The organism is Sphingobium sp. TomTYG46, assembly GCF_055396345.1.
In genome coordinates this window covers 499060-519263 of record NZ_AP027325.1, presented here as the reverse complement: position 1 = coordinate 519263, position 20204 = coordinate 499060, and the positions used below count along the sequence as shown (strand labels likewise).

Here is a 20204-nt window from a genome sequence, read left to right as displayed (position 1 = left end):
CTTGAAGACCGGATCAGCGGCCCATGGCGGCTACGGCTTCAGCCGCGCCACGGATCGCGCCTTCGATGTAGGTGACGCCGGTGCCGTCGCCGACCTCCACCACATCATGGCCCTGTGCGCGAAGCGCGTTGGCGAGGGTGGAGTCGCCGTGGGCGCCCATGGCCACCACGACATGATCGGCCGCTACGCTCTTCTGCTCGCCGTCTGCATTGGTGAAGCTGACGCTGTTCTTGCCGATCGCGATGCCGCTCGCGCCGGGGAACATGGCCACGCCATGTTCGCGCAGCTCGGCTAGCAGGCGCATGCGGCGCACCAGCAGCAGGCCGCCGCCGAACCGGGGGGCTTCGCCGATGACCGTTACCTCTCGGCCACGTTCCATCAGGAATTCGGCCAGCTCCACGCCGACCAGTTCGCCGCCGATGATGACGACGCGCTTGCCGAGCGGCATCCAGGCGTGGGTCGCCTTGCGCACCAGATCAAGATTGGCGGTCGCGCCGGTTGCCGCGCCGAGCTTTGTCGCGACGCGGGTCGTCCAGCTGGTCTTGCGGCGGATTTCGGCGGAGTCCTCGCCCAGCATCATGCCGCGCAGATCGTCGCCCGACAGAACGAAGTCCTGATCATTACCGGGGATCGGCGGCATGTCGCGCACGGCGCCGGTCGCAACGATGACTTTGTCGGGCTTCAGGCTGGCGATGAGGTCCGGGGTCGCCACCGTCTTCAGGCGCACATCGACCTTCGACTGGCCGATCTGGTCGCGCAGCCAGTTGAGCAGCCGCTCATTGGGTTCATAGGCGAGACCTGCGAAGCGCAGCGTGCCGCCGAGACGATCGGACTTTTCAATGAGCGTTACCCTGGCGCCCGCAAGGTCCAGCCTGCGCGCAGCCTCCATGCCGCCGGGGCCACCGCCGACGATCACGACATGGCCCGGAACCTTGGCAGGGGACCAATCGAGGTCCTCATAGCCGGTTTCCGATCGGACGGCGCAGCGCACCTGTTCGCGCAGATAGGCGGTGCTGACGCAGGTATAGCAGTAGATGCAGGGGCGGATGTCGGCGACCCGGCCTTCCGCCAGCTTGCGGGGCAGGTCCGGGTCCGCAAGCAGCTTGCGGCCCATGGCGAGAAAGTCGAATTCGCCCTGCGCCAATCCCTTTTCACCCCGGTCGATTTCCACCCGGCCCGATGCGATCACCGGGATGGAAACGACCTTCCGGATGGCGGCGGCGGCCTCCAGATTGAAGGCGGGTTCGTGCGGGATGTTGGAGCCGGAGTGGAGTTTGCCTTGGCCCACATCATGATAGGCGGTGACGGTGAGGGCGTTGGCGCCCGCTGCTTCGACCAGCGGCGCAAGTTCGAGGGCATGGTCGATGGTGATGCCGTTCTTCTTGCCCAGTTCGCGCGAGTCCATCTTGACCCACATCGGGAAGTCGGGACCGACCGCCGCGCGAACGGCGCGCACGACCTCCAGCAACAGGCGCGCGCGGCCTGCCACGTCGCCGCCATATTCATCCTGCCGCGTGTTGGTGGACGGCGAGACGAAGGAGGAGAGGAGGTAGCCATGGCCGCCATGGATTTCCAGACCGTCCATTCCGGCGCGCTTGGCGCGGAGCGCTGCGTCGGCGAACTGGCGGACGGCATGGTCGATGTCGGCCTTCTCCAGAACCTTTACCTGCGGTTCGACGCCGCCAGCGAAAGCCGCCATCTCTTCGGGCAGGAAATAGTCGGGGAAGTCGCCTGCAAAGGGGGGCGGATAGGCCGGAGCCCAAAGGGGATGGCCGTCCTGCGCGCTATGCCCGGCGACGAGGCCGCCATGGTGGAGCTGTGCCGCGATCCGGCCGCCAGCTGCGTGGACGGCGTCGGTAAGTTTCGTGAGTCCCGGCAGGAAGCGGTCGTCCGAGATCGCGGTCTGGTTGGGCTGAACCGCGCCGACCGGCCAGGCGACGCCGGTGACGCCCATGATGATCAGGCCCGCGCCGCCCTTTGCCTGCGCCACATGATAATCGATCAGGCGCTGGCTGACCGTGCCGTCTGCTTCGGCCAGGCTGACGCCCATGGCGGTGACGATAATTCGGTTGGGAAGGGTCAGCGCGCCGATCTGGCCCGGCGTGGTGAGAGATGCAGGCGCCGCGCCCGACCGTGATTGTGAAAGGGCAGCGGTCATCATCATCTCCTACATTTGCCACATGCGTATCGTCTCATCGTCTTTTACCGCTTCATTCGCGGTTAGTCAGGTAAAAATAATGGTGATCGCGTAATAATTTGTACAATCCGTTCCAGATTGATCGCTTCGCGTAAATTTGATCAGGATGAACAATAAAAAAGGGGGCGATCACCCGATCGCCCCCTTTCATTCCTTTTACGCTGAGGAAGATCAGCCGATCTTCAGCGCCGCTACTTCGTCAGCCGACAGTGTGAGCGAGGCGGCCTTGACGGCTTCCTCGATACGGGCCGGGCTGGACGCGCCGAAGATGGGGATCACCTGCTGCGGCTGGTTCAGGAGATAGGCCAGCGCCACGTCCGAAACGCTGACGCCATGCTTGGCGGCGACGTCCTTGGCGGCGGCCAGACGGTCCTTGTTGACCGGGTTGTCATAGAAGCCCTGAAGATGCTCGGGAACTTCGCCCTTTTCGGCGAAGGCGAAGTAGCCGCGGCTCTGCGAGCAATAGGGGATGATGGCGAGGCCAGCATCCTTGAGCTTGCCGCCATGATCTTCGAAATACATCTGGTAGCCCTGAGCGGTGGCAGCCTCTTCATTGGGCTTGGCGAGGCCCCAGAAGGGTTCGACGGCGACAAAGCCGGCCTTGCCGTTCGCCTTGGCGTATTCATTGGCTTCGAGCACGCGGGCGTCCGACCAGTTGGATGCGCCGAAATAGCGGATCTTGCCCGCATTCTTGGCATCGTTCAGGAAGTCGATCAGTTCGGCAACCGGGGTTTCCGGATTGTCCATGTGGACCCAGTAGAGGTCGATCGTGTCGACGCCCAGATGCTCAAGGCTCTCATTGAGGTCGCTGCCGATGTCGGTCGGGTTGACGCGGTTGCGATAGTCGCCCGCACGCATGTCGAAATGACCGCCCTTGGTCGCGACGATGACGTCTTCGCGCTTCTTGCCCTTCAGCCAGGCGCCGATGGCGCGTTCGCTGGCGCCCTTCGGCGCGTCGGGCATCCAGTCGCCATAGGAGCGAGCGGTGTCGACGAAATTGCCGCCCAGCTCCAGGAACTTGTCGAGGATCGCGTTGCTGCGGTCCTGGTCGATCGACCAGCCGAGCATGTTGGTGCCGTAGCACAGACGGCTGACCGAGAGGTCGGTATTGGCGAGCGTGACCTTTGAAAGCATGGCTAACTCCTGCATGGCGGCGTCTTTTGCGGGTGCAAAAGCGTGCCCTAAACTACCCCGCGGACATCCGAACTGGCGCTTGGCGCCGTTCCGGGCATCCCGCGACGCGCGGACAATCAATATTGCGCGCGCGTCTTGGCGAGAGCGGACAGTTACGCAGCCGTTGGCGAAAAGGAAAGGGGATTGTTGATATTCGTAGACGGTGCGGCAGGGCGGCAAGCCGGGCCGGTCAGTAGCTGCCGTTGGTGACGATCACCGTTGCGCCGAGCGTGGTCGAGGGGAGCGGGATGAAGGTGGAGTAGCGCATCAGCGGCGACCCGCTCATGTCGTAGCGAACTTGCACCTTGAACTGCCCGATGCCGTCTGGCGCGGCCTGAATGTCGGCTGTCCCTCCGGAAGAGAGCAGCGTGCCATAGCCGTTGATCACAGCCTGTGCGCGGATGCGGGCGAGCGTAGCGCGTTCGCTGGAGGAAAGGCCCGCCATCGCAGCGCGCGCCCCTTCCGCAGCGGCATGGCGGACGCCGAGCAGCGCCGAGAACCAGAAGGAATAGATGATGATCGCGAAGATGAGCATCAGCAGCGCTGGAGTGACGAGCGCGAATTCCAGCGCGGCGATGCCTTTCTGACAGTGGAGGAGCCGGGACGCGGGGGCGCGGCTCCTCCTGCGGCGGACTGTCATCGGCGGTTTAGCTGACGCTGTTGAACAGGGCGGTGAAGGCGCCCTTCAGGCCATTGGTGAAGTCGGTCTGAAGCGCCGTGATCGCGGCCACGATTACGCCGCCGAGGACGGCATATTCCACGGCGGTCAGGCCCTTCTGATCTCGCGCGAGCCGCTTCATGAACTTTCGTGCCACATCGATGATCATCGTCATTCTCCTCATATCCCTCCGGTCATGATCGGCGGCGCGTGGAGGGGGATCGCGCCGCCGGTCTCCTTAAATCAGCACCGGCACGCCGCAGCGCGCGCCCGTGACCCAGATGGTTGCATGGCCAAGCTGGATGCCGAGGGCGGCGAGCAGATTGTCGAGCAGTGGATCGGCGGTGTTGCCGATGAGCGTCGCCAGCGGCGTGGTGATCGCGCCGAGCAGCTGGGACCGCGTGGCGCCTGCATCGCAGACTGGCCAGATGCAGAGGTTGAGCGCCTTCACCTGAAGGCCGCTCGGGCCGCTGAGGCTATTGGTGAGAGATGTCAGCAGCGGCCCCGTTTGCGACCCGTTGCCGATGGTGGCGGGTGTTCCGGGCGCGCCGGGGCGTCCAATCGTCCCCTGACCGCCCGGCCCGAAGACCAGCGTTCCGCTGTTGCCCATCACCGGCTGCGCGACCGAGCGGGCGTCGGCGGTGATGAGGTTGAGGACGCTCAGGATGCGCGCGGGGGCTATGTCGCTGGCGGAAAGCGGCGGCATCGGGCGGCTCATGGCATTGGCGGGCGCCTGACCGATATAGGCGTTGACGAGGCCGGAGCTGGCGAGAATGCTGACCCGGCTGTCGCGGGCCTGCTCCGCCGTGTTGGCGCAATCTATGGCGCTGACTTCGGCACGGGCTGCGGCGACGTCGATAAGCAGCGGAACGGATTCGACGCCGATCCCCAGAATGTTGAGGTTGAGGCCAAGGTTCAGTTGCAACCGCAGCGCCGATGTGCTGGCGCTGGTCTCGCCCGCTGGTCCGAAGGAGAAGCGCGGCCGGTCGATGGGGCCGGTGGCGACGGCGGCGAGGCGGATCGTGCTGCCCGATGCGACGCGGCTGATGGCGTCGGACAGGTCGATGCTGCCATTGCCCGCCTGAACGGCGAAGGCGAAAAGCTGATAGGCGTTGAGTCCGGCGCGCAGGCCGGGTTGCTCGTCCGCCTCGCCGACGGGCATGTTCTTCCATACGCCAAGCCCGAAGAGGCCCTGCAAAGGCACGGAGTAGCTATTGCTCACCCGGCTTGCGACGAGAGTCAGGGTGGTGGCGGTGGCTGGTTCGTCGGCCGCGCTTGCCGCCGCCAGCATCAGGTCGCGCAATCCCACGCTGCGGCTGGTCAGGGTGCCATAAGTACCCGTTTCGCCGACACGCTGCGCCAGTGCGTCGAAGAAGCGGCCTGCATCGACATAGCCGCCCATCAGCGTCTGGACGTCGCTGGTTCCCAATTGCAGCTGGATACCAAGGAGCCCGCCGAGCAGGTCGTTGACGCTGTTCACCAGCGAGTTGGTGACGGTGAGGATGCCGGAGCTGACGCCGACGCCTGCCTCGTCGATGCGCGCGGCGGTGGCGGTGGCGGACAGGTCGGGTATGGGATTGGCGCCCCCCAGGACGCGGGTGAAGAATTGACGGCTCGGCTTGCCGGTGCGGATGCGGATGGCATTGGGCTGGCCATTGCCGGGGCAGCGGGTGAAGCTGGCGTCGAACCGCTGGGACGCGGAAAGGGCCGCGTCGGCGCAGTAGCGGCCGAATTCCACCGAACGCAGGATCGCGGGATCATAGCCGTTGCGGCTGAGGCTGTCGCGGGCGCGCGCTTCGGCCTGCGCGGGATATAGGGCGGCGGCGAGGGCGGCGCTTTCGGTGGCGGCGCGCAGGTCGCGGCTCCCGGCATAATAGAGGCCCGCGTCGAGGGCGAAGCCCATCGCGCCGACCAGCACGGCGCCGAATGCCGCGACCATCGGCACCACGGCTGCACGCCGGTCGTGCCACAGGGTATGGAGGCGGCGGAGCAGCATCATGGAAAGGCGGGGGCGTCCTGATCGGCGGAGCGGGGCAGGCGCTGGCCGATGGATTGCAGGTAGCGGTTGCGGATGACCTCTGCTTCTTCCGCGCTGAGGCCGGTGTTTTCCTGCGCGCGGGGCGGCGAACGTAGCTGCCATTCGACGACGCGGCGGGCGTTATCGGGGGTAGGGAGCGTGGGGGCGGAAGCCAATAGAAGGCAAAGGCAGAGCATCAGCGGTCCTTCGATGCAGGGAGGCGAGCGGCTTCGGTGGCGATCTGGCGGCGGAGGGCGTCACGATGAGGCTCATCGCGGATGGTGGAGAGGAGGGCTTCCGCCTCGGCATTCTGACCGGCCACCTTCAATGCCAGCAGCAGGTTGTTGCGGATCACTGGGGTGCCCGGCGACAGGTCCACCGCGCCGCGCAGGCTTTCCGCTGCCTCTGTCGCCAGCCCAGCGCGTAGCTGGGCGAAACCGAGCGCGTTGCGGAGCATGGGGTCGGCGGGGCTTGCCTGAACGGCTTGGCTGTACGGCGCGATGGCTTCGGACCAGCGTCCGCGTGCGGCGAGCAGATGGCCGCGCACCGCGCTGCCGCCGCCGTCGGGGAGCACTGCGGCGGCTGCTTCGGCTCCATTGAGGTCGTTGAGATCGAGCAGGCTGTTGACGCGCAGGATGCGGGCGTCGCGGTCGCCGGGATAGCGGCGGTCGAAATCGTCGAGATAGGCGATGGCGGCGCGCGGCCTGCCATCGGCGCGCGCCTGATGGATGAGTTGCAGATAGAGGCTGCGCGTCGAACCGGACATGTCGGTGGCGGCCAGCAGCAGGGGGAGGAGCCACATCATCGCGCGCTCGCCCGCAAGGTGTCGAGGATGGCGACGACTGGCGGCCCGCCCAGAACGATGAACAGCGCGGGCATGAAGAAGAGGATCATCAGCACGACCATGCGCACGGTTATGCCGCCCATTGCTTCGCGCGCGCGGGCGACGCGGCGCTGGGTGAATTCGCGGGCAAATTCGCGCAGGGCCGGGGCAAGCTCGATCCCCTGGAACATGGCCTGGCGGAAGAGGGATGCGAGTTCTTTCGCGCCGCTGACAGCCACCCGCGCGGCCCAGCGGTCGAGCGCCAGTTCGTAACGCATGCCCCGGTCGAGGTCAGTGACGAGCAGGGCGATCAGCTGGCCGTGGTGCGGCACCGCCACCTGTTCGTCGCGCGCGATCGAGCGGAAGCATTGGTCTAGCGACACGCCGCTTTCCAGCATCATCAGCATTAGATCGAGCAGGAAGGGAAATTCGGCGGTGATCTTCCTTGCCCGGCCGGATGCGAGCAGGTTCAGCGCTTGGCGCGCGCCGACGAAGGCGAGCCCTGCGGCGATGATGATGAGCATTGGGCGCGATAGCCAGCCGCCCCAGGCGATGCGGCATAGAAGCGCGGCCAGCAGCGCCGCCAGGATGGTTGTGGCCAGGCGCAGCCAGAGGAAGTGGTTGATGGCGCGCGGGTCTTGATAACCTGCCAGCTGCAATTGTTTTTCGAGGCTGGACCGGTCGCGGCCCTCGGCTCCGAGGATGGTGGGCAGGCGGAGCGCGGGCTTGGCTTGCCTCGTTGGCGTAATCCGGGCGAGCCGTGCCTCTAGCCTTTGGTCGGCGATCAGCATCCGGCTGCCGAGCAAGGCTATGCCGAGTCCGATGAGCGCCATGAAGAGGCAAGCGAGGAGGAAGGCCGACTGCATCAGAAGGCGAGCCTCATCACCCGGCGCATAACCAGCATGCCTGCGATCTGAAGTCCGATGGCGATGGATGCCATCCGGTGCCCGCGCGCGTCGTCCAGGAAGAAGTCGATATAGGCGGGGTTGGATGCCATCAGCAGCGCCATCGCGACGATCGGCATGGCGATCAGCACACGGGAGCTGACCTTGGCTTCCGACGTCGCGGCCTTCAGCTCGCGGGCGATGCGGATGCGTTCGCGCAGGATCGCGGACAGGTTCGACAGCACCGCGCTGACGGGGCCGCCATAGCGCATGTTGGTGCGGATCGCGGCGGCCAGCATCGACATTTCAGGAACGCGCAGCCGGTCTGCGAGTTGCTGCATCGCCTCGCTAACCGGCGCGCCGAGTTCGAGGCGGCGTGCGGCTGGCGCAAGATAGCTGCGGACGATGCCGGGTGCGTCGGTGAGCGATCGTTCCAGTGCTTGCGGCAGGGAGCTGCCGACCGCCTGCATCTGGCGTACGGCATCGATGTAGAAGGGGAGGGCCTCGATAAGGGCATTCACGCGGCGCTGCGCGCGCGACCTGATCCACAGGAATATTATGGCTGGCGGGAGCGGTAACAGGATGACTGTCAGCACCGGGCCGGTTGCCAGCAATGCGGCGAGGGTGAACAATGCCATGCAGCCGCCGAAGATGCTGATCGCGCGCGCGGTTATCTCCAGTTGCGCGCGGGCCAGCAGCGGAGCGGCGAGGCTGGGCACCGTCAGGCGGACGCTTTGCCGAAGCACCGGGGTATTGCCGGGAGCGATTGCCGCCAGCCGCCGTGTAAGGCGCGCCTGTTCTCGCATGCGCAGGGTGAGCAGCGGGGAGGCCGCCGCTACCAGCGTCAGCAGCGCGAGCAGGAGGAACGCCGCCGCCTTCATACTGTGCCCTGCCGGAGGGGGGCGGGCGCATAATCGCGCAGGCGCGGCGCGAAATAGGGGCGGGGCGAGTGGCTGCGGAATTCGCCCATGCCGGACATGGCGGGCTGTTCGTGAAAGCTGAACAGCTCGTTGAACGAATAGGCCTCGCCCTCGATGCCGGTGACTTCCGTCACGCCGGTGACGCGGCGGCTGCCGTTCGACAGGCGCTGGATATGCACTACGACATGCACGCTGCTGGCGATGAAGCGGCGGATTGCGCGGATGTCATTCTGGACCCCGGCAAAGCCCATCAGCATTTCGAGGCGGGCAAAGGCATCGCGCGGGCTGTTGCCGTGCAGTGTGGCCATCGACCCGTCATGGCCGGTGGACATGGCTTGGAGCATCTCCACGACCTCGACCCCGCGTACCTCGCCCAGGATGATGCGGTCGGGCCGCATGCGCAGCGCGTTGCGCACGAGTTCGCGCGCGCTGATCTCTCGATTGCCATCGACATTGGGCGGGCGGGTTTCCAGCCGGACGACATGGTCCTGCCGCAACTGCAACTCGGCGGCATCCTCTATGGTGATCAGCCGCTCGCGCTCGCTGATGTAGTGGGACAGCATGTTGAGCAGGGTGGATTTGCCCGCGCCGGTGCCGCCGCAGATGAGGATGTTGAGCCGTGACCGCACGGCGGCAGCGAGATAGGCGGCCATTTCGGCGCTCATCACCTGGCGGTTGATGAAATCCTCTATGCCCAGCGCCTGCATGCGGAACTTGCGGATCGACAGCATCGGCCCGTCGAGCGCGACGGGCGGGATGACGATATTGACGCGGGAGCCGTCGGCAAGGCGGGCATCGACATAGGGGCTGGCTTCATCCACGCGGCGGCCGATGGGGCCGACGATGCGCTGGATGATGTTCATGAGGTGAGCGTCGTCGCGGAAGCGCCGGTCCACCTTTTCCAGCAGGCCGCTCCGTTCGACATAGATGGTGCCGGGACCGTTGACGATGATGTCGTCGATGCTGCCATCGCGCAGCAGGGGCGCGAGTGGGCCTAGCCCGGCGACCTCATCCTCCACATCCTCGATCAGCAGCAGCCTTTCTGCTGAATTGAGGGCGAGTTGTCCGCGCCTGCTGCGGCTGGTGATGACTTGTTCTATTTCGGCGCGGAGGGCTCGGGCGCCTAATGTTTCGGCGGTGCTGCCGCGCTCTTCCAGCTGTTCGATGACTTGCGCGCAGGTCTGCGCCATGACGGCCTGATAGCTGTCGCTCATCCGCTGGGCGGCTGGTTGCGCTACCGGGGCGGGGCGCGCCGTGGCGCGCGGCAGGCTGGTGTCGAAGAGCAGGCTCATGCCGCTGGTTCCACCGGGCGCTGGAGCAGGCGGCGCAGGCGTTCGAGGTTCTTGGACGAACGCTGCGGGTCGATGCCGCAGGCGGTGCGGATGGCGCGCATGTAGCGATCCGGCGCGGCATCCATGGCGAGCGGGCGACCCGCATTCAGGGCGTTGCGCAGGCGTATCTGATCGATGGGGAGCGGCAGGGTGTTGCTGGTGCGCAGGATGTCGCTCATGCGGCGGCTGTCCAGCAAAATGGCGGGCTGATGATCCCAGACCAGCAGGCGTGTGCGGGCGAGCGTGGTTTCATCATCGCCGATGCGCTCCAGCAGGCGGCGGCAGGCGTCCATCTCGCGGATTGATTGTGCGCAGACCAGTTCGATGCGGTCGGCGAGCGAAGCCAGTGTGCGCAGGAGGCCCGGATGACGCAGACTGCCCGCGCATAGGATGAGATCGCCGCAACAGGCGCGCAACAGGCGGACGAGCGCCGCGATGTCGGAAGCGGCTATCCCGGCCGGTTCGGTCCCGGAACCGCCGTCCAGCGTGAGGAGCATCAGGCCGCTTGGATCATGCCGGGCGAGGGCGCTGGACAGCAGGCTTGCGTCGAGGCGCTCTATGTCGGCGATGGCCGATGCAATGCCGTAGCTTACCGGGCGGTCGAGATAGGCCTCGGCCGCGCTGGTCGGCATGGTGAAGTCTATCAGCAGCGTCGAGGAACCGGCGCGGGCGCGGCTGACCGCCATGTCGGTGGCGACCATCGCGGCGGCTTCGGCGTCCGCGCCGAGGACCAGTGTCAGCCGTCCGCCCTTGCCATGATCGGCGGTCGAGCGGTTGAGGAGGCGTCCGAGCACGATGGCGATTTCTTCACCTTCCGCTGCGCGGGGAATGACATCGTCCGCGCCGGAACGGATGGCGTGTAATATCTCGTCGGCGCCCGTTTCGCCGGTGACAAGCACGATCGGGCGTCCGGTCGCGCCTTCAGTCACTGCCGACAGGGCTGTTGCTATCGAGCGTTCTGGAGGGATCGCGTCCCGGTCCACCAGGATTACGCATGGCCCCTCGACCATATCCGGCGTGACTGCTTGTGCCAGCTCGACGGCCGCGCGGCCTTGCATGGCTTCGCTGATCCGCGCCGCGAGGCTGTGGTCGATTGACAGGAGGATGATGCGCGCCATTGTCATGGCCTCACCACGCCGAAGGGGACGATCGGGTCCTTCGTGTCGAGCAGCGATCCAGGCAGGGCAGGCACATCCTTGGCCTGCACCGGTCCCACCAGCCGGGGGGTTGCGACGATGACCAGTTCCTGCCGTTCCTTCTGCGTCTGCTGGCGGCGGAAGAAGGCGCCGATCACGGGAATGTCGCCTAGCAGCGGCGTCTTTTCCCGTGTGGTCGATTGGCTGGAATAGCTTAGGCCCGCGATCACGAAGCTCTGGCCGCTGCCTAGTTCGACCGTGGTCTCGGCCGAACGGCGGCGCAGGCCCGGCACAACATAGCCCTGCAATTGGACGCCGCTATTATAGTCGAGTTCGCTGACTTCCGGCGCGATTTTCAGCACGATCTGGTCGGGTGACAGGACGAAGGGCGTGACGGACAGGCGGACGCCGAACTCCTTATATTGGATGGAGATGGCGTTGCCGTTGCCCGACGCTTGCGGCACCGGGACCGGTATTTCGCCCCCGGCGAGGAAGCTTGCCTGTTCGCCCGAGCGGACGAGCAGGGTGGGCTGGGCCAGCAGTTCGGACAAGCCGTTGGAGGACAGGGCGCTCAGCACCGCGTTGATGCCGCGATTGGGGGCGGAGAGGAACAGGTTGAAGGCGTTTTGAATCGGTACGCTGGCGTCCAGCGAGGAGCCACCGGGTGCGAAGCTGGCGCTCTTGAAGCTGCTGGGGGAGACGACCGCGCCCTGAATGTCGCCGCTGAGTTTGGAGAAGTTGAACCCCAGCGCCTTCAGGGTGGAGGAGGATACGGCGGCGAATTGCACATCGACGGCGACGACCTGCTCGCCTGCGACGATATGCGGGCTGAGGAGTGAGCCCGGCCCCCGTGCGGGTACGGGGGAGGACGACACGGCAAAGCGTGTTTCCGCCATCAGCAACCCGTCGCGGCTGAATATACTGATTGTGGTGGTGCCTGGCCCGATGCCGGTCACGCTCAAGGACCGGGCAGTTGGCGCGGCGACCGAAATGACGTCGTCGCGATCCACCTCTATCCGACCGATGGGGCGGGGATAGGTGAGCGTCCGCTTCTGCTGGATCGCCAGCGACCTTTGGTCCTGCGCCTGGGCGGGCGGTGCTGCGGCGAGCGCTACTGCGAGGGCGAGGATGAGCTTCAACGCTGGGCGCTCCCCGAATAGATGGTTTCGCGGCGCTCGCCGATGACCAGCTCGATCGGCTGGCGGGGGGCAGGGGCGGGGCGGGCCTGCGCGGCCACGGGCGCAGGGCGCGCGGCTGGGGCTTGGCCGAGTGGGGCGGGATCAGGACCGTTGGAACTGGCTGGTGCAATCGCGACCTGCTCGCTGTCCACCGGATTGCGAAGGGAAAGAGTGAGCGCGCCCGTGCTTTTAGCCAACGACAGGATGGAGACTTGGCGGGGATCAAGCGCCAGTGTCACGTTTCGGGCGGGTGGTGGCGGAGAGGAGAGCTGGTCCTTGGTGCCGGATGCTGGCGCGGTGCCGAGGACCGCGTCGCCCACGGCAAGCACCTGAACCATCTGAAGCAATGTCTGGGCGCGGCTGCGGCCTGCGCCGCGCGCGCCGCTGATGGCGTCAGCGCCGGGATAGACGACCTGCACGTCCACGCGGTCGCCGGGGCGGACAAGGCCTGCCACCGCGATTTCGGCCGTGGTGTCGATGCTGATCGCCCGCATGCCTACGGGCACGCGGATCGCGAGCTTTTCCTCGCCGCCGACCGCGTCCCGGGGGATAAGCGCGCCTGCGGCAATGGCGCGGGTGGCGACCTTGCCGATCAGTTCGGCGGGCGTGGCGGCGGTCGGGTGGCGAGTGGGGTCAGCTATCGCATTGCGGATCATCGCGGCGGTGATTGTCTCGCCTGTCCGGATCGGGCGGGCGGCGGATGCAAGGACGACGGGTTGGGGGGATCGACTGTCCGCTTCCGAGCGGATCGGCGGGACCGTCGCGGCTGACGATCGTTGCATTTCGCGAACGCCGAGCAGCAGGAACAGCATGGCGGCAACCATGCCCGCAACCATCATGATCCTGGCTTTCCACCCCAATTGCATCAATTCCCCCTTGATCTTGCGTCCACGCAATTCGCCCCGCGTGGAGGCAAGACCCTGTAGCTTCGGGGAATCTATGCTTTATCGGCGGCAGATGGGACCGGAGATGCCGCCGATTTGATGGGACCGGAGGGGCAAAGATTGCCCGGCGTTAACTTCTTCGCCCGGTATTTGCGTGGCGCGGCGCGCGCAAGGGCTTTTCTTGCGTATGCCCAAGCCCGTGAAAGGTTCAATTTGGCGCAATCTCTCCGGATCGGAGCTTCGCTGCGGCCTCGTCAGTGCGCCAGCAACAGCGGGACGTGGGCCTCGCGCAGCATCGTGCGGGTTACGCCACCAAAGACGAGTTCGCGCCAGCGGCTGTGCCCGAAAGCGCCCATCACCATCCAATCGGGCTTCAGCACATTGATCGCGGCTTTCAGCGTCGCCTCCACGGTGCGGCCATCCTGCGGCCATGTGTGGAATTGCGTCCTGACGCCATGGCGGGAGAGATATTCGGGCGCATCGGTCGCGGGGAAGGGGTATTTGCCTGCCTCCTCCACGGTCACCACATCCACTTCGGCGGCATGCTTCAGCAGCGGTACGGCCAGACGGAGCGCGGCCGACGCCTCGCGCGATCCTTCCCAGGCGACGAGCGCCCGGCCCGTGATCATCATGCCCCGCGCATCCTCCGGCACGGCGAGGACTGGTGTGCGGCCGCCCATGGCCAGATCGGCGGCGAGATGCAACGGATCGCTCATTTCACGGCGAGGGCCAGCGGGCAGCGTCACGATCATGAAGTCGCATAGGGCGGACGCTGAAAGCAGGCCGTGAACGATGTCGCCATCGACCTGCCGCCAATCCCAATTCACGTCTTCGCGTTGCAGCCGTTGTTCTACCTTCGCACGCATCCGTGCATCGATCTGATGCAGTTCGGCCATGATCGCGGGGGCGATGGATGCCCCGCCGTAAAGATCCCCGGCGACAAGGTTAGGCATGGAGGTGGCCTGCACGCAGTGGATATGCGCATCGAGCGCCCGGGCAATGTCACTGGCGGCCTGGATTCGGCTCTCCATGCCGCTATCGTCGTGAATGTGGAGCAGAATGGATGTCATCGCACCTCTCCATGCTCTTAAGACCGCGAAATGATCGCCTTCTTATACCCTTCTTTGCCCATCGCGGTTAATAGCATTTATGTTATATATCTAAAGGCGGGTGTGGACGCCGTGCGCCGGGAAGGCGCATCGGCGAATGGGGAAGCATCATGCCTGGAATCTTTTCAGCTTCAATATCAGGACTGTGGCGCGATCGTGGAGGCGCTACGGCTGCTGAATATGCGCTTTTGCTGGCCATCATCGGCGGCGGGATGGTCGGGGCGACCTGGCTGTTGGGGCAGGCGGTAGGTAGCCAGATGAACCAGCAGGTAGCCCTGTTCGCATCATCCGCAGGGAGTAGCTCGACCAGTTCGTCAAGCTCATCCAGCGGCGGATCGAGTGCTGGTGGCGGTTCATCGACCGGCGGAAGTAGCTCAAGCACCGGCGGAGGTGGCACTACAACGACGAGCACTGGCGGGACTACGACGGGCGGCACCAGCTCGGGCAATGGAAGCTCGGGCAACGGCAACGGCAAGAAGTAAGGCTTCGGGAGCGGAGCGAGGAGGATCGCTCCGCTCGCTGCGACAGAGTTCGCGGCGGGGCGCATACATCGTCAAGGTGACCGCGTCCCGCATACACTTTATCCTGAAATATCCGGATGGTCAGGAATAATTTTTACAGTCATTCAATTTTGTAGGACTATTTTTGCGGGCTCGCGCGTATTATATTCGTAACATGACTACTGCGGCGGGAGTCGTCAGTGACGAAAAGCGAACTGTTTTCGAGCTTCACCCGGAATTTTGACGAACGGCGTCAAGCCGAGATGTCGATTGAGGATTATTTGCTGGGATGCCGCAATGATCCTCTGATGCATGCATCAGCACCGGAGCGCCTGCTGGCGGCGATCGGCGAGCCGGAGATCATAGACACGTCCCGCGACCAGCGGCTCGGGCGGATCTTCATGAACCGCACCATCCGCCGATATAAAAGCTTCGCCAATTTCTACGGCATGGAGGCGACGATCGAACATATCGTCAGCTTCCTGCGCCATGCCAGCCAAGGGTTGGAGGAGCGCAAGCAGATCCTCTACCTGCTCGGCCCCGTCGGCGGCGGCAAGTCATCGCTGGCCGAACGGCTCAAGGCGTTGATGGAAACGCACCCCATCTATGCGCTCAAGGCGGGGGATGAGATCAGCCCGATCTTCGAAAGCCCGCTGGCCCTGTTCGACGCGGAAACGCATGGGGCCTTCATCGAGGATAATTACAGCATCCCGCGCCGCCGCCTGACTGGCATGATCAGTCCCTGGGCGCGCAAGCGGCTGGACGAGTTTTCAGGCGACATCTCCCAGTTCAAGGTCATCCGCCTCATGCCGTCACGCATGCGGCAGATCGCGATAGCCAAGACCGAGCCGGGCGATGAAAATAATCAGGACATCAGCTCGCTGGTCGGCAAGGTCGACATACGCAAGCTGGAGATGCTGTCGCAGAATGACCCCGATGCCTATAGCTATTCGGGCGGCCTTAATCGCGCGAACCAGGGGATGCTCGAATTTGTCGAGATGTTCAAGGCCCCGATCAAGATGCTCCACCCGCTGCTGACCGCGACGCAGGAGGGCAATTATATCGGCACCGAAAATATCGGCGCCATCCCGTTCAATGGCATCATCATGGCGCATTCCAATGAATCGGAATGGTCGAATTTCAAAAATAACAAGAATAATGAAGCTTTCATCGACCGCATCTATGTCATCAAGGTGCCCTATAGCTTGCAGGCGACCGAAGAACGGCATGTATATGAAAAGCTGCTGAGGGAGTCGGACCTCAGCAAGGCGCCTTGTGCTCCGGGGACATTGGACATGCTGGCGCGCTTTTCTGTCCTCACGCGGTTGCGGGAGCATGAGAACAGCAATCTCTATTCCAAGATGCGCGTCTATGATGGCGAAATGCTGCGGGAGATCGATCCGCGCGCCAAGAGCATGCAGGAATATCGCGATGCCGCCGGTGTGGACGAAGGCATGTCAGGCACATCGACCCGCTTCGCCTTCAAGGCGCTGTCGGCGACGTTCAACCATGATAGCAGCGAAATTGCCGCCGACCCGGTCCACCTCATGTATGTGCTGGAAGGAATGGTCCGGCAGGAACAATTCCCTGCCGATGTCGAAGCCAAATATCTGGAATTCATCAAGGGCGAGCTTGCGCCGCGCTATGCCGAGTTCATCGGCAATGAAATTCAGAAGGCCTATCTGGAAAGCTATAACGACTACGGCCAGAACCTGTTCGACCGCTACGTTGCCTATGCCGACGCGTGGATCGAGGATCTGGACTTCAAGGACCCCGACACCGGGCAGCTCCTTGATCGCGAAATCATCAATCAGGAATTGTCCAAGACGGAAAAGCCCGCCGGGATCGCCAATCCCAAGGATTTCCGGAACGAGGTAGTGAAGTTCGCCCTGCGCATGCGGGCCAGTAACGATGGCCGCAATCCTAGCTGGACGAGCTATGAGAAAATCCGCGAAGTTATCGAAAAGCGGATGTTCAGCCAGGTCGAGGACCTTCTGCCCGTCATCAGTTTCGGGTCTAAGAAAGATGGCGACACGGCGGGCAAGCATGACGAGTTCGTCGCGCGGATGATCGAGCGTGGCTACACCGAACGGCAGGTCCGTCGGCTGGTGGAATGGTATATAAGGGTCAAGCAGGCCGGGTAAACGGATGGAGGTGCTTAGGCCACCATGCACATAGTCGACAGACGGCTAAATCCAGGGGGCAAGAGCCTTGTCAACCGGCAACGGTTCCTGAGGAGGGCGAGAGCCTATGTCAGCCAGGCGGTGCGTGAGAGCCTGAAGGACCGCAGCATCAAGGACCTCGCCGGAGAAGGCGAAATCACCATCCGCCGCGACGCGATCCACGAACCCACGCTGCACCGATCGGCAAAGGGTGGCGACCGGGAACGCGTGCTGCCGGGCAATCGAGAGTTTCTGGAAGGCGATCGGATCAAGCGCCCCGACGGCGGCGGTGGTAGCGGGTCACAGGCTGGGGAGGGCGAGGATCAGGATGATTTCCGCTTCGCGCTTAGCCGCGAGGAGTTTCTCGACCTGTTCCTCGACGATCTTGAACTGCCCGACATGGCCAAGAAGAAGCTGGTTGCGGGCAAGATAGAGGGCATGCGCCGCGCGGGTTATTCGACGATCGGCAACCCGTCCAACCTGTCCGTTCCGCGCACGATGCAAAAGGCGATGTCCCGCCGCATCGCACTGCGCCGCCCCAGTGGCCGCGACCTTAGCCGGGTTGACGAGGCCATCGCCGAGATTGAGGCGCGTGCGGTGCCCTTGCCCGACGATGCCGTGGCGCTGGAAAGGCTGAAGGAAGAACGGGCGCACATCATTCGCCGTCGCAACCTCATCGCCTATATCGATCCCGTCGATATGCGTTTCCGCCGTTTCGAGCCGGTCCCCCGGCCCGTGGCTCAGGCGGTGATGTTCTGCCTGATGGACGTTTCGGGTTCCATGACAGCGCATATGAAGGATCTCGCCAAGCGCTTCTTTGCGCTGCTGCATCTGTTTCTGTCGCGCTGTTACGAACATGTCGATGTGGTGTTCATCCACCATACTGACCGCGCGGCCGAAGTGGATGAGGAGACATTCTTCTACAGCACGGTAACGGGCGGCACGCTGGTATCGAGCGCGCTCGACAAGCTGATCGAGGTGGTCAAGGATCGGTACAGCCCCAGCGACTGGAACATCTATGTTGCGCAGGCTTCGGACGGGGACACGCTGGCGTCGGACAATGCGCGGGTGGCCAACCTGATGCAGAATGAAATCCTGCCCTTCTGCCAATATTTCGCCTATTTGGAAGTGGGCCGGGAGGAGTTCGCCTCCATCGAAGCGGCAACTTCTGCCACGGGGCTTTGGGAAGCCTATGCGCCCGTCAGCCAGGCGAACCGGCAATTCACGATGCGCAAGGTGTCGCACCGGCGGGAAATATATCCCGTGTTCCGTGAACTGTTCCAAAGGCGCGGCGTCGGCGAAGGGACGCCCGCTTGACGGGGGAGCGCGCATCCGCCCCGCTGTTCACCGGCAGCGACTGGGACTTTTCGCTGATCAACCGCATTTATGAAGTGATCGAACCGATCGCGCTTCAGGAGATGAAGCTCAACATCTATCCCAACCAGATAGAGATCATCAGCGCCGAACAGATGCTGGATGCCTATTCGTCCATCGGTATGCCGTTATTTTATAAACATTGGTCGTTCGGCAAGCAGTTCGTGACCAATGAGATGCTCTATCGCAAGGGGCTTCGCGGCCTAGCCTATGAGTTGGTGATCAACAGCGATCCGTGCATCAACTATCTGATGCAGGAAAACAGCGCGACTATGCAGACGCTGGTCATCGCCCATGCTGCCTTTGGGCATAATCACTTCTTCAAGAATAATTATGTCTTTCGCCAATGGACGGACGCGGAAGGCATTCTCGATTATCTGGAATTTGCCAAGGGCTACATCACGCAATGCGAAGAGCGATATGGTCAACTGGCCGTCGAGCGAGTGCTGGACGCCGCCCATGCCCTAATGAATCAAGGCGTGCACCGCTATCCGCGCATTCGCCCCCGCGACCTGAGGGCGGAGGCGGAGCGGGAGGCGGAGCGCCAAGCCTATCGCGATCGCATTTATGACGACCTCTGGCGTACCGTCCCCGTGGGCGCGAAGGCGGCTGCCGTCCCCTCGGACGAGCGTCGTGCCGCGCTTGGCCTGCCGCAGGAAAATATCCTCTATTTCCTGGAAAAGACCGGCCCGCTCCTTCAAAGCTGGCAACGCGAGATTTTGCGCATCGTCCGCCTGATCGCCCAATATTTCTACCCCCAGCGCCAGACGAAGGCGATGAACGAGGGCTGCGCCACCTACACCCATTATCGCATCATGACGATCCTGCACGATCGCGGCTGGATAACCGATGGCGCGTTCATGGAATTCATCCAGTCGCACACAGGCGTCGTCTATCAGCCGACTTTCGATTCCGGCCATTTCGGTGGGTTCAATCCCTATGCGCTGGGCTTTGGCATCATGTCCGACATCGAGCGGATCTGCATGGACCCGACGGCGGAGGATCGCGAATGGTTCAGCGACATTGCCGGTTCGCGCGACCCGGTCGAGGTGCTGAAGGATATCTGGGCCAATTATCGCGACGAAAGCTTCGTATCGCAGTTCCTTAGCCCGCACCTTATCCGCCAGTGGCGCCTGTTCAAGCTGATCGACGAGGAAAGCGAGTCGGAACTGCGCGTCGATGCCATTCATGATGAGCGCGGCTATCGCCGTATCCGCCGCGCCCTCGCGCGCGAGCATGACATTGCCCGGCAGGAGCCCGATATCCAGGTGGTGGATGTCGATCTGGCGGGCGACCGGACGCTGATGCTGGAACATGCGGTCATCGATGGGGTGGTGCTGGACGCGTCCGATGCGACGATGGTGTTGCAAAGTCTCGCCAATCTATGGGGTTATGAAGTGGCGTTGAGCGAAGTTCATGCCGAGAGCCGCAAGGAGTTGAAAAGCCATCGTTGCCAGCCGCAGCAGGGCTGGATCGGCTGAAGCGGTGCGCCGTGGCGGCCAGCCCCCGGCGGTCCGAAGATTCCATTTCCAAAGCAAGGCGGAAAAGCGTAAATTCTGCCGCGTTTCGCGAGTGGCTCCAGCGATCGGTCTTATCCTGCGATGCATGGAGCGCTCAAAAAGAAGCAGGAGAGCATTTTCATGACTCATGCCCTCAATGCACAAGAATGTCTTGAACGAGCCCGGATGCATGAACAGCTTGCGGCAACAACCGCCGATGCGTCCGCGCGGACCATGCATCAGGCAATGGCCGCCGAATTTCGTCGTCGTGCCGCGATGGGGACGATCGACGGAGTTAGCCCGGTGATCAGCAAACCGGTAATCGAGCTGACCGTCAACGCCGCCTGAAGCGCTTTTTC

The 20204-nt window shown here is 63.9% G+C and carries 19 protein-coding genes; 5 read left to right on the top strand and 14 right to left on the bottom strand.

What is annotated here, in order from left to right; genetic code table 11:
• Nucleotides 1-13: 13 nt before the first annotated feature.
• The 14 genes from ACZ5YV_RS15615 to ACZ5YV_RS15550 form a co-directional block, all read right to left on the bottom strand.
• Nucleotides 14-2158 carry an oxidoreductase gene (locus tag ACZ5YV_RS15615; RefSeq protein WP_464789306.1) on the bottom strand — a complete coding sequence of 715 codons (2145 nt, stop codon included), beginning with the start codon at nucleotides 2156-2158 and terminating at the stop codon, nucleotides 14-16.
• Between the two features lie 210 nt (nucleotides 2159-2368).
• Nucleotides 2369-3331, bottom strand: a complete 963-nt coding sequence (locus ACZ5YV_RS15610) for an aldo/keto reductase (protein WP_464789305.1) — start codon at nucleotides 3329-3331, stop codon at nucleotides 2369-2371.
• A gap of 229 nt (nucleotides 3332-3560) precedes the next feature.
• Nucleotides 3561-4010 carry a TadE family protein gene (locus ACZ5YV_RS15605; protein WP_464789304.1) on the bottom strand — a complete coding sequence of 150 codons (450 nt, stop codon included), beginning with the start codon at nucleotides 4008-4010 and terminating at the stop codon, nucleotides 3561-3563.
• Nucleotides 4011-4017: 7 nt separating this feature from the next.
• The gene (locus tag ACZ5YV_RS15600) at nucleotides 4018-4203 is read right to left on the bottom strand and encodes a Flp family type IVb pilin (RefSeq protein ID WP_464789303.1); all 186 of its coding nucleotides are present in this window, start codon (nucleotides 4201-4203) and stop codon (nucleotides 4018-4020) included.
• A 63-nt stretch (nucleotides 4204-4266) separates the two neighbouring features.
• Complete coding sequence (locus tag ACZ5YV_RS15595) at nucleotides 4267-6027, bottom strand: TadG family pilus assembly protein (protein WP_464789302.1); 1761 nt, start codon at nucleotides 6025-6027, stop codon at nucleotides 4267-4269.
• Nucleotides 6024-6221, bottom strand: coding sequence for a hypothetical protein (locus ACZ5YV_RS15590; RefSeq protein ID WP_464789301.1), 198 nt, complete (start codon nucleotides 6219-6221; stop codon nucleotides 6024-6026). The genes ACZ5YV_RS15595 and ACZ5YV_RS15590 overlap by 4 nt, the downstream gene beginning before the upstream one ends.
• A 20-nt stretch (nucleotides 6222-6241) precedes the next feature.
• Nucleotides 6242-6850 (bottom strand): tetratricopeptide repeat protein, encoded by a 609-nt coding sequence (locus tag ACZ5YV_RS15585; protein WP_464789300.1) that lies wholly within the window; start codon nucleotides 6848-6850, stop codon nucleotides 6242-6244.
• Entirely contained in the window at nucleotides 6847-7734 is an 888-nt protein-coding gene (locus ACZ5YV_RS15580) for a type II secretion system F family protein (RefSeq protein WP_464789299.1), read from the bottom strand. The genes ACZ5YV_RS15585 and ACZ5YV_RS15580 overlap by 4 nt, the downstream gene beginning before the upstream one ends.
• Nucleotides 7734-8633, bottom strand: a complete 900-nt coding sequence (locus tag ACZ5YV_RS15575; protein WP_464789298.1) for a type II secretion system F family protein — start codon at nucleotides 8631-8633, stop codon at nucleotides 7734-7736. The genes ACZ5YV_RS15580 and ACZ5YV_RS15575 overlap by 1 nt, the downstream gene beginning before the upstream one ends.
• Nucleotides 8630-9964 carry a CpaF family protein gene (locus ACZ5YV_RS15570; RefSeq protein WP_464789297.1) on the bottom strand — a complete coding sequence of 445 codons (1335 nt, stop codon included), beginning with the start codon at nucleotides 9962-9964 and terminating at the stop codon, nucleotides 8630-8632. Before ACZ5YV_RS15570 ends, ACZ5YV_RS15575 begins: the two co-directional genes overlap by 4 nt.
• On the bottom strand, nucleotides 9961-11121 hold the full coding sequence (locus tag ACZ5YV_RS15565) for an AAA family ATPase (RefSeq protein ID WP_464789296.1): 1161 nt from the start codon (nucleotides 11119-11121) through the stop codon (nucleotides 9961-9963). Before ACZ5YV_RS15565 ends, ACZ5YV_RS15570 begins: the two co-directional genes overlap by 4 nt.
• Before the next feature lie 2 nt (nucleotides 11122-11123).
• Complete coding sequence (locus tag ACZ5YV_RS15560) at nucleotides 11124-12278, bottom strand: type II and III secretion system protein family protein (RefSeq protein ID WP_464789295.1); 1155 nt, start codon at nucleotides 12276-12278, stop codon at nucleotides 11124-11126.
• On the bottom strand, nucleotides 12275-13183 hold the full coding sequence (cpaB, locus tag ACZ5YV_RS15555; protein WP_464789294.1) for a Flp pilus assembly protein CpaB: 909 nt from the start codon (nucleotides 13181-13183) through the stop codon (nucleotides 12275-12277). Before cpaB ends, ACZ5YV_RS15560 begins: the two co-directional genes overlap by 4 nt.
• Before the next feature lie 272 nt (nucleotides 13184-13455).
• Nucleotides 13456-14271, bottom strand: a complete 816-nt coding sequence (locus ACZ5YV_RS15550; protein WP_464789293.1) for a universal stress protein — start codon at nucleotides 14269-14271, stop codon at nucleotides 13456-13458.
• Nucleotides 14272-14420: 149 nt separating this feature from the next.
• Between ACZ5YV_RS15550 and ACZ5YV_RS15545 the strand changes: the two genes are divergently transcribed.
• From ACZ5YV_RS15545 to ACZ5YV_RS15525, 5 genes are all read left to right on the top strand, one after another.
• Nucleotides 14421-14792: a Flp family type IVb pilin gene (locus ACZ5YV_RS15545; protein WP_464789292.1), complete on the top strand. Its 372-nt coding sequence runs from the start codon at nucleotides 14421-14423 to the stop codon at nucleotides 14790-14792.
• 218 nt (nucleotides 14793-15010) lie between these two features.
• The gene (locus ACZ5YV_RS15540; protein WP_464789291.1) at nucleotides 15011-16954 is read left to right on the top strand and encodes a PrkA family serine protein kinase; all 1944 of its coding nucleotides are present in this window, start codon (nucleotides 15011-15013) and stop codon (nucleotides 16952-16954) included.
• Nucleotides 16955-16978: 24 nt separating this feature from the next.
• Entirely contained in the window at nucleotides 16979-18289 is a 1311-nt protein-coding gene (locus tag ACZ5YV_RS15535; RefSeq protein WP_464789290.1) for a YeaH/YhbH family protein, read from the top strand.
• Nucleotides 18286-19827 (top strand): SpoVR family protein, encoded by a 1542-nt coding sequence (locus ACZ5YV_RS15530; protein WP_464789289.1) that lies wholly within the window; start codon nucleotides 18286-18288, stop codon nucleotides 19825-19827. Before ACZ5YV_RS15535 ends, ACZ5YV_RS15530 begins: the two co-directional genes overlap by 4 nt.
• A 159-nt stretch (nucleotides 19828-19986) precedes the next feature.
• Nucleotides 19987-20193 (top strand): hypothetical protein, encoded by a 207-nt coding sequence (locus ACZ5YV_RS15525; protein ID WP_196227046.1) that lies wholly within the window; start codon nucleotides 19987-19989, stop codon nucleotides 20191-20193.
• Nucleotides 20194-20204 lie beyond the last annotated feature (11 nt).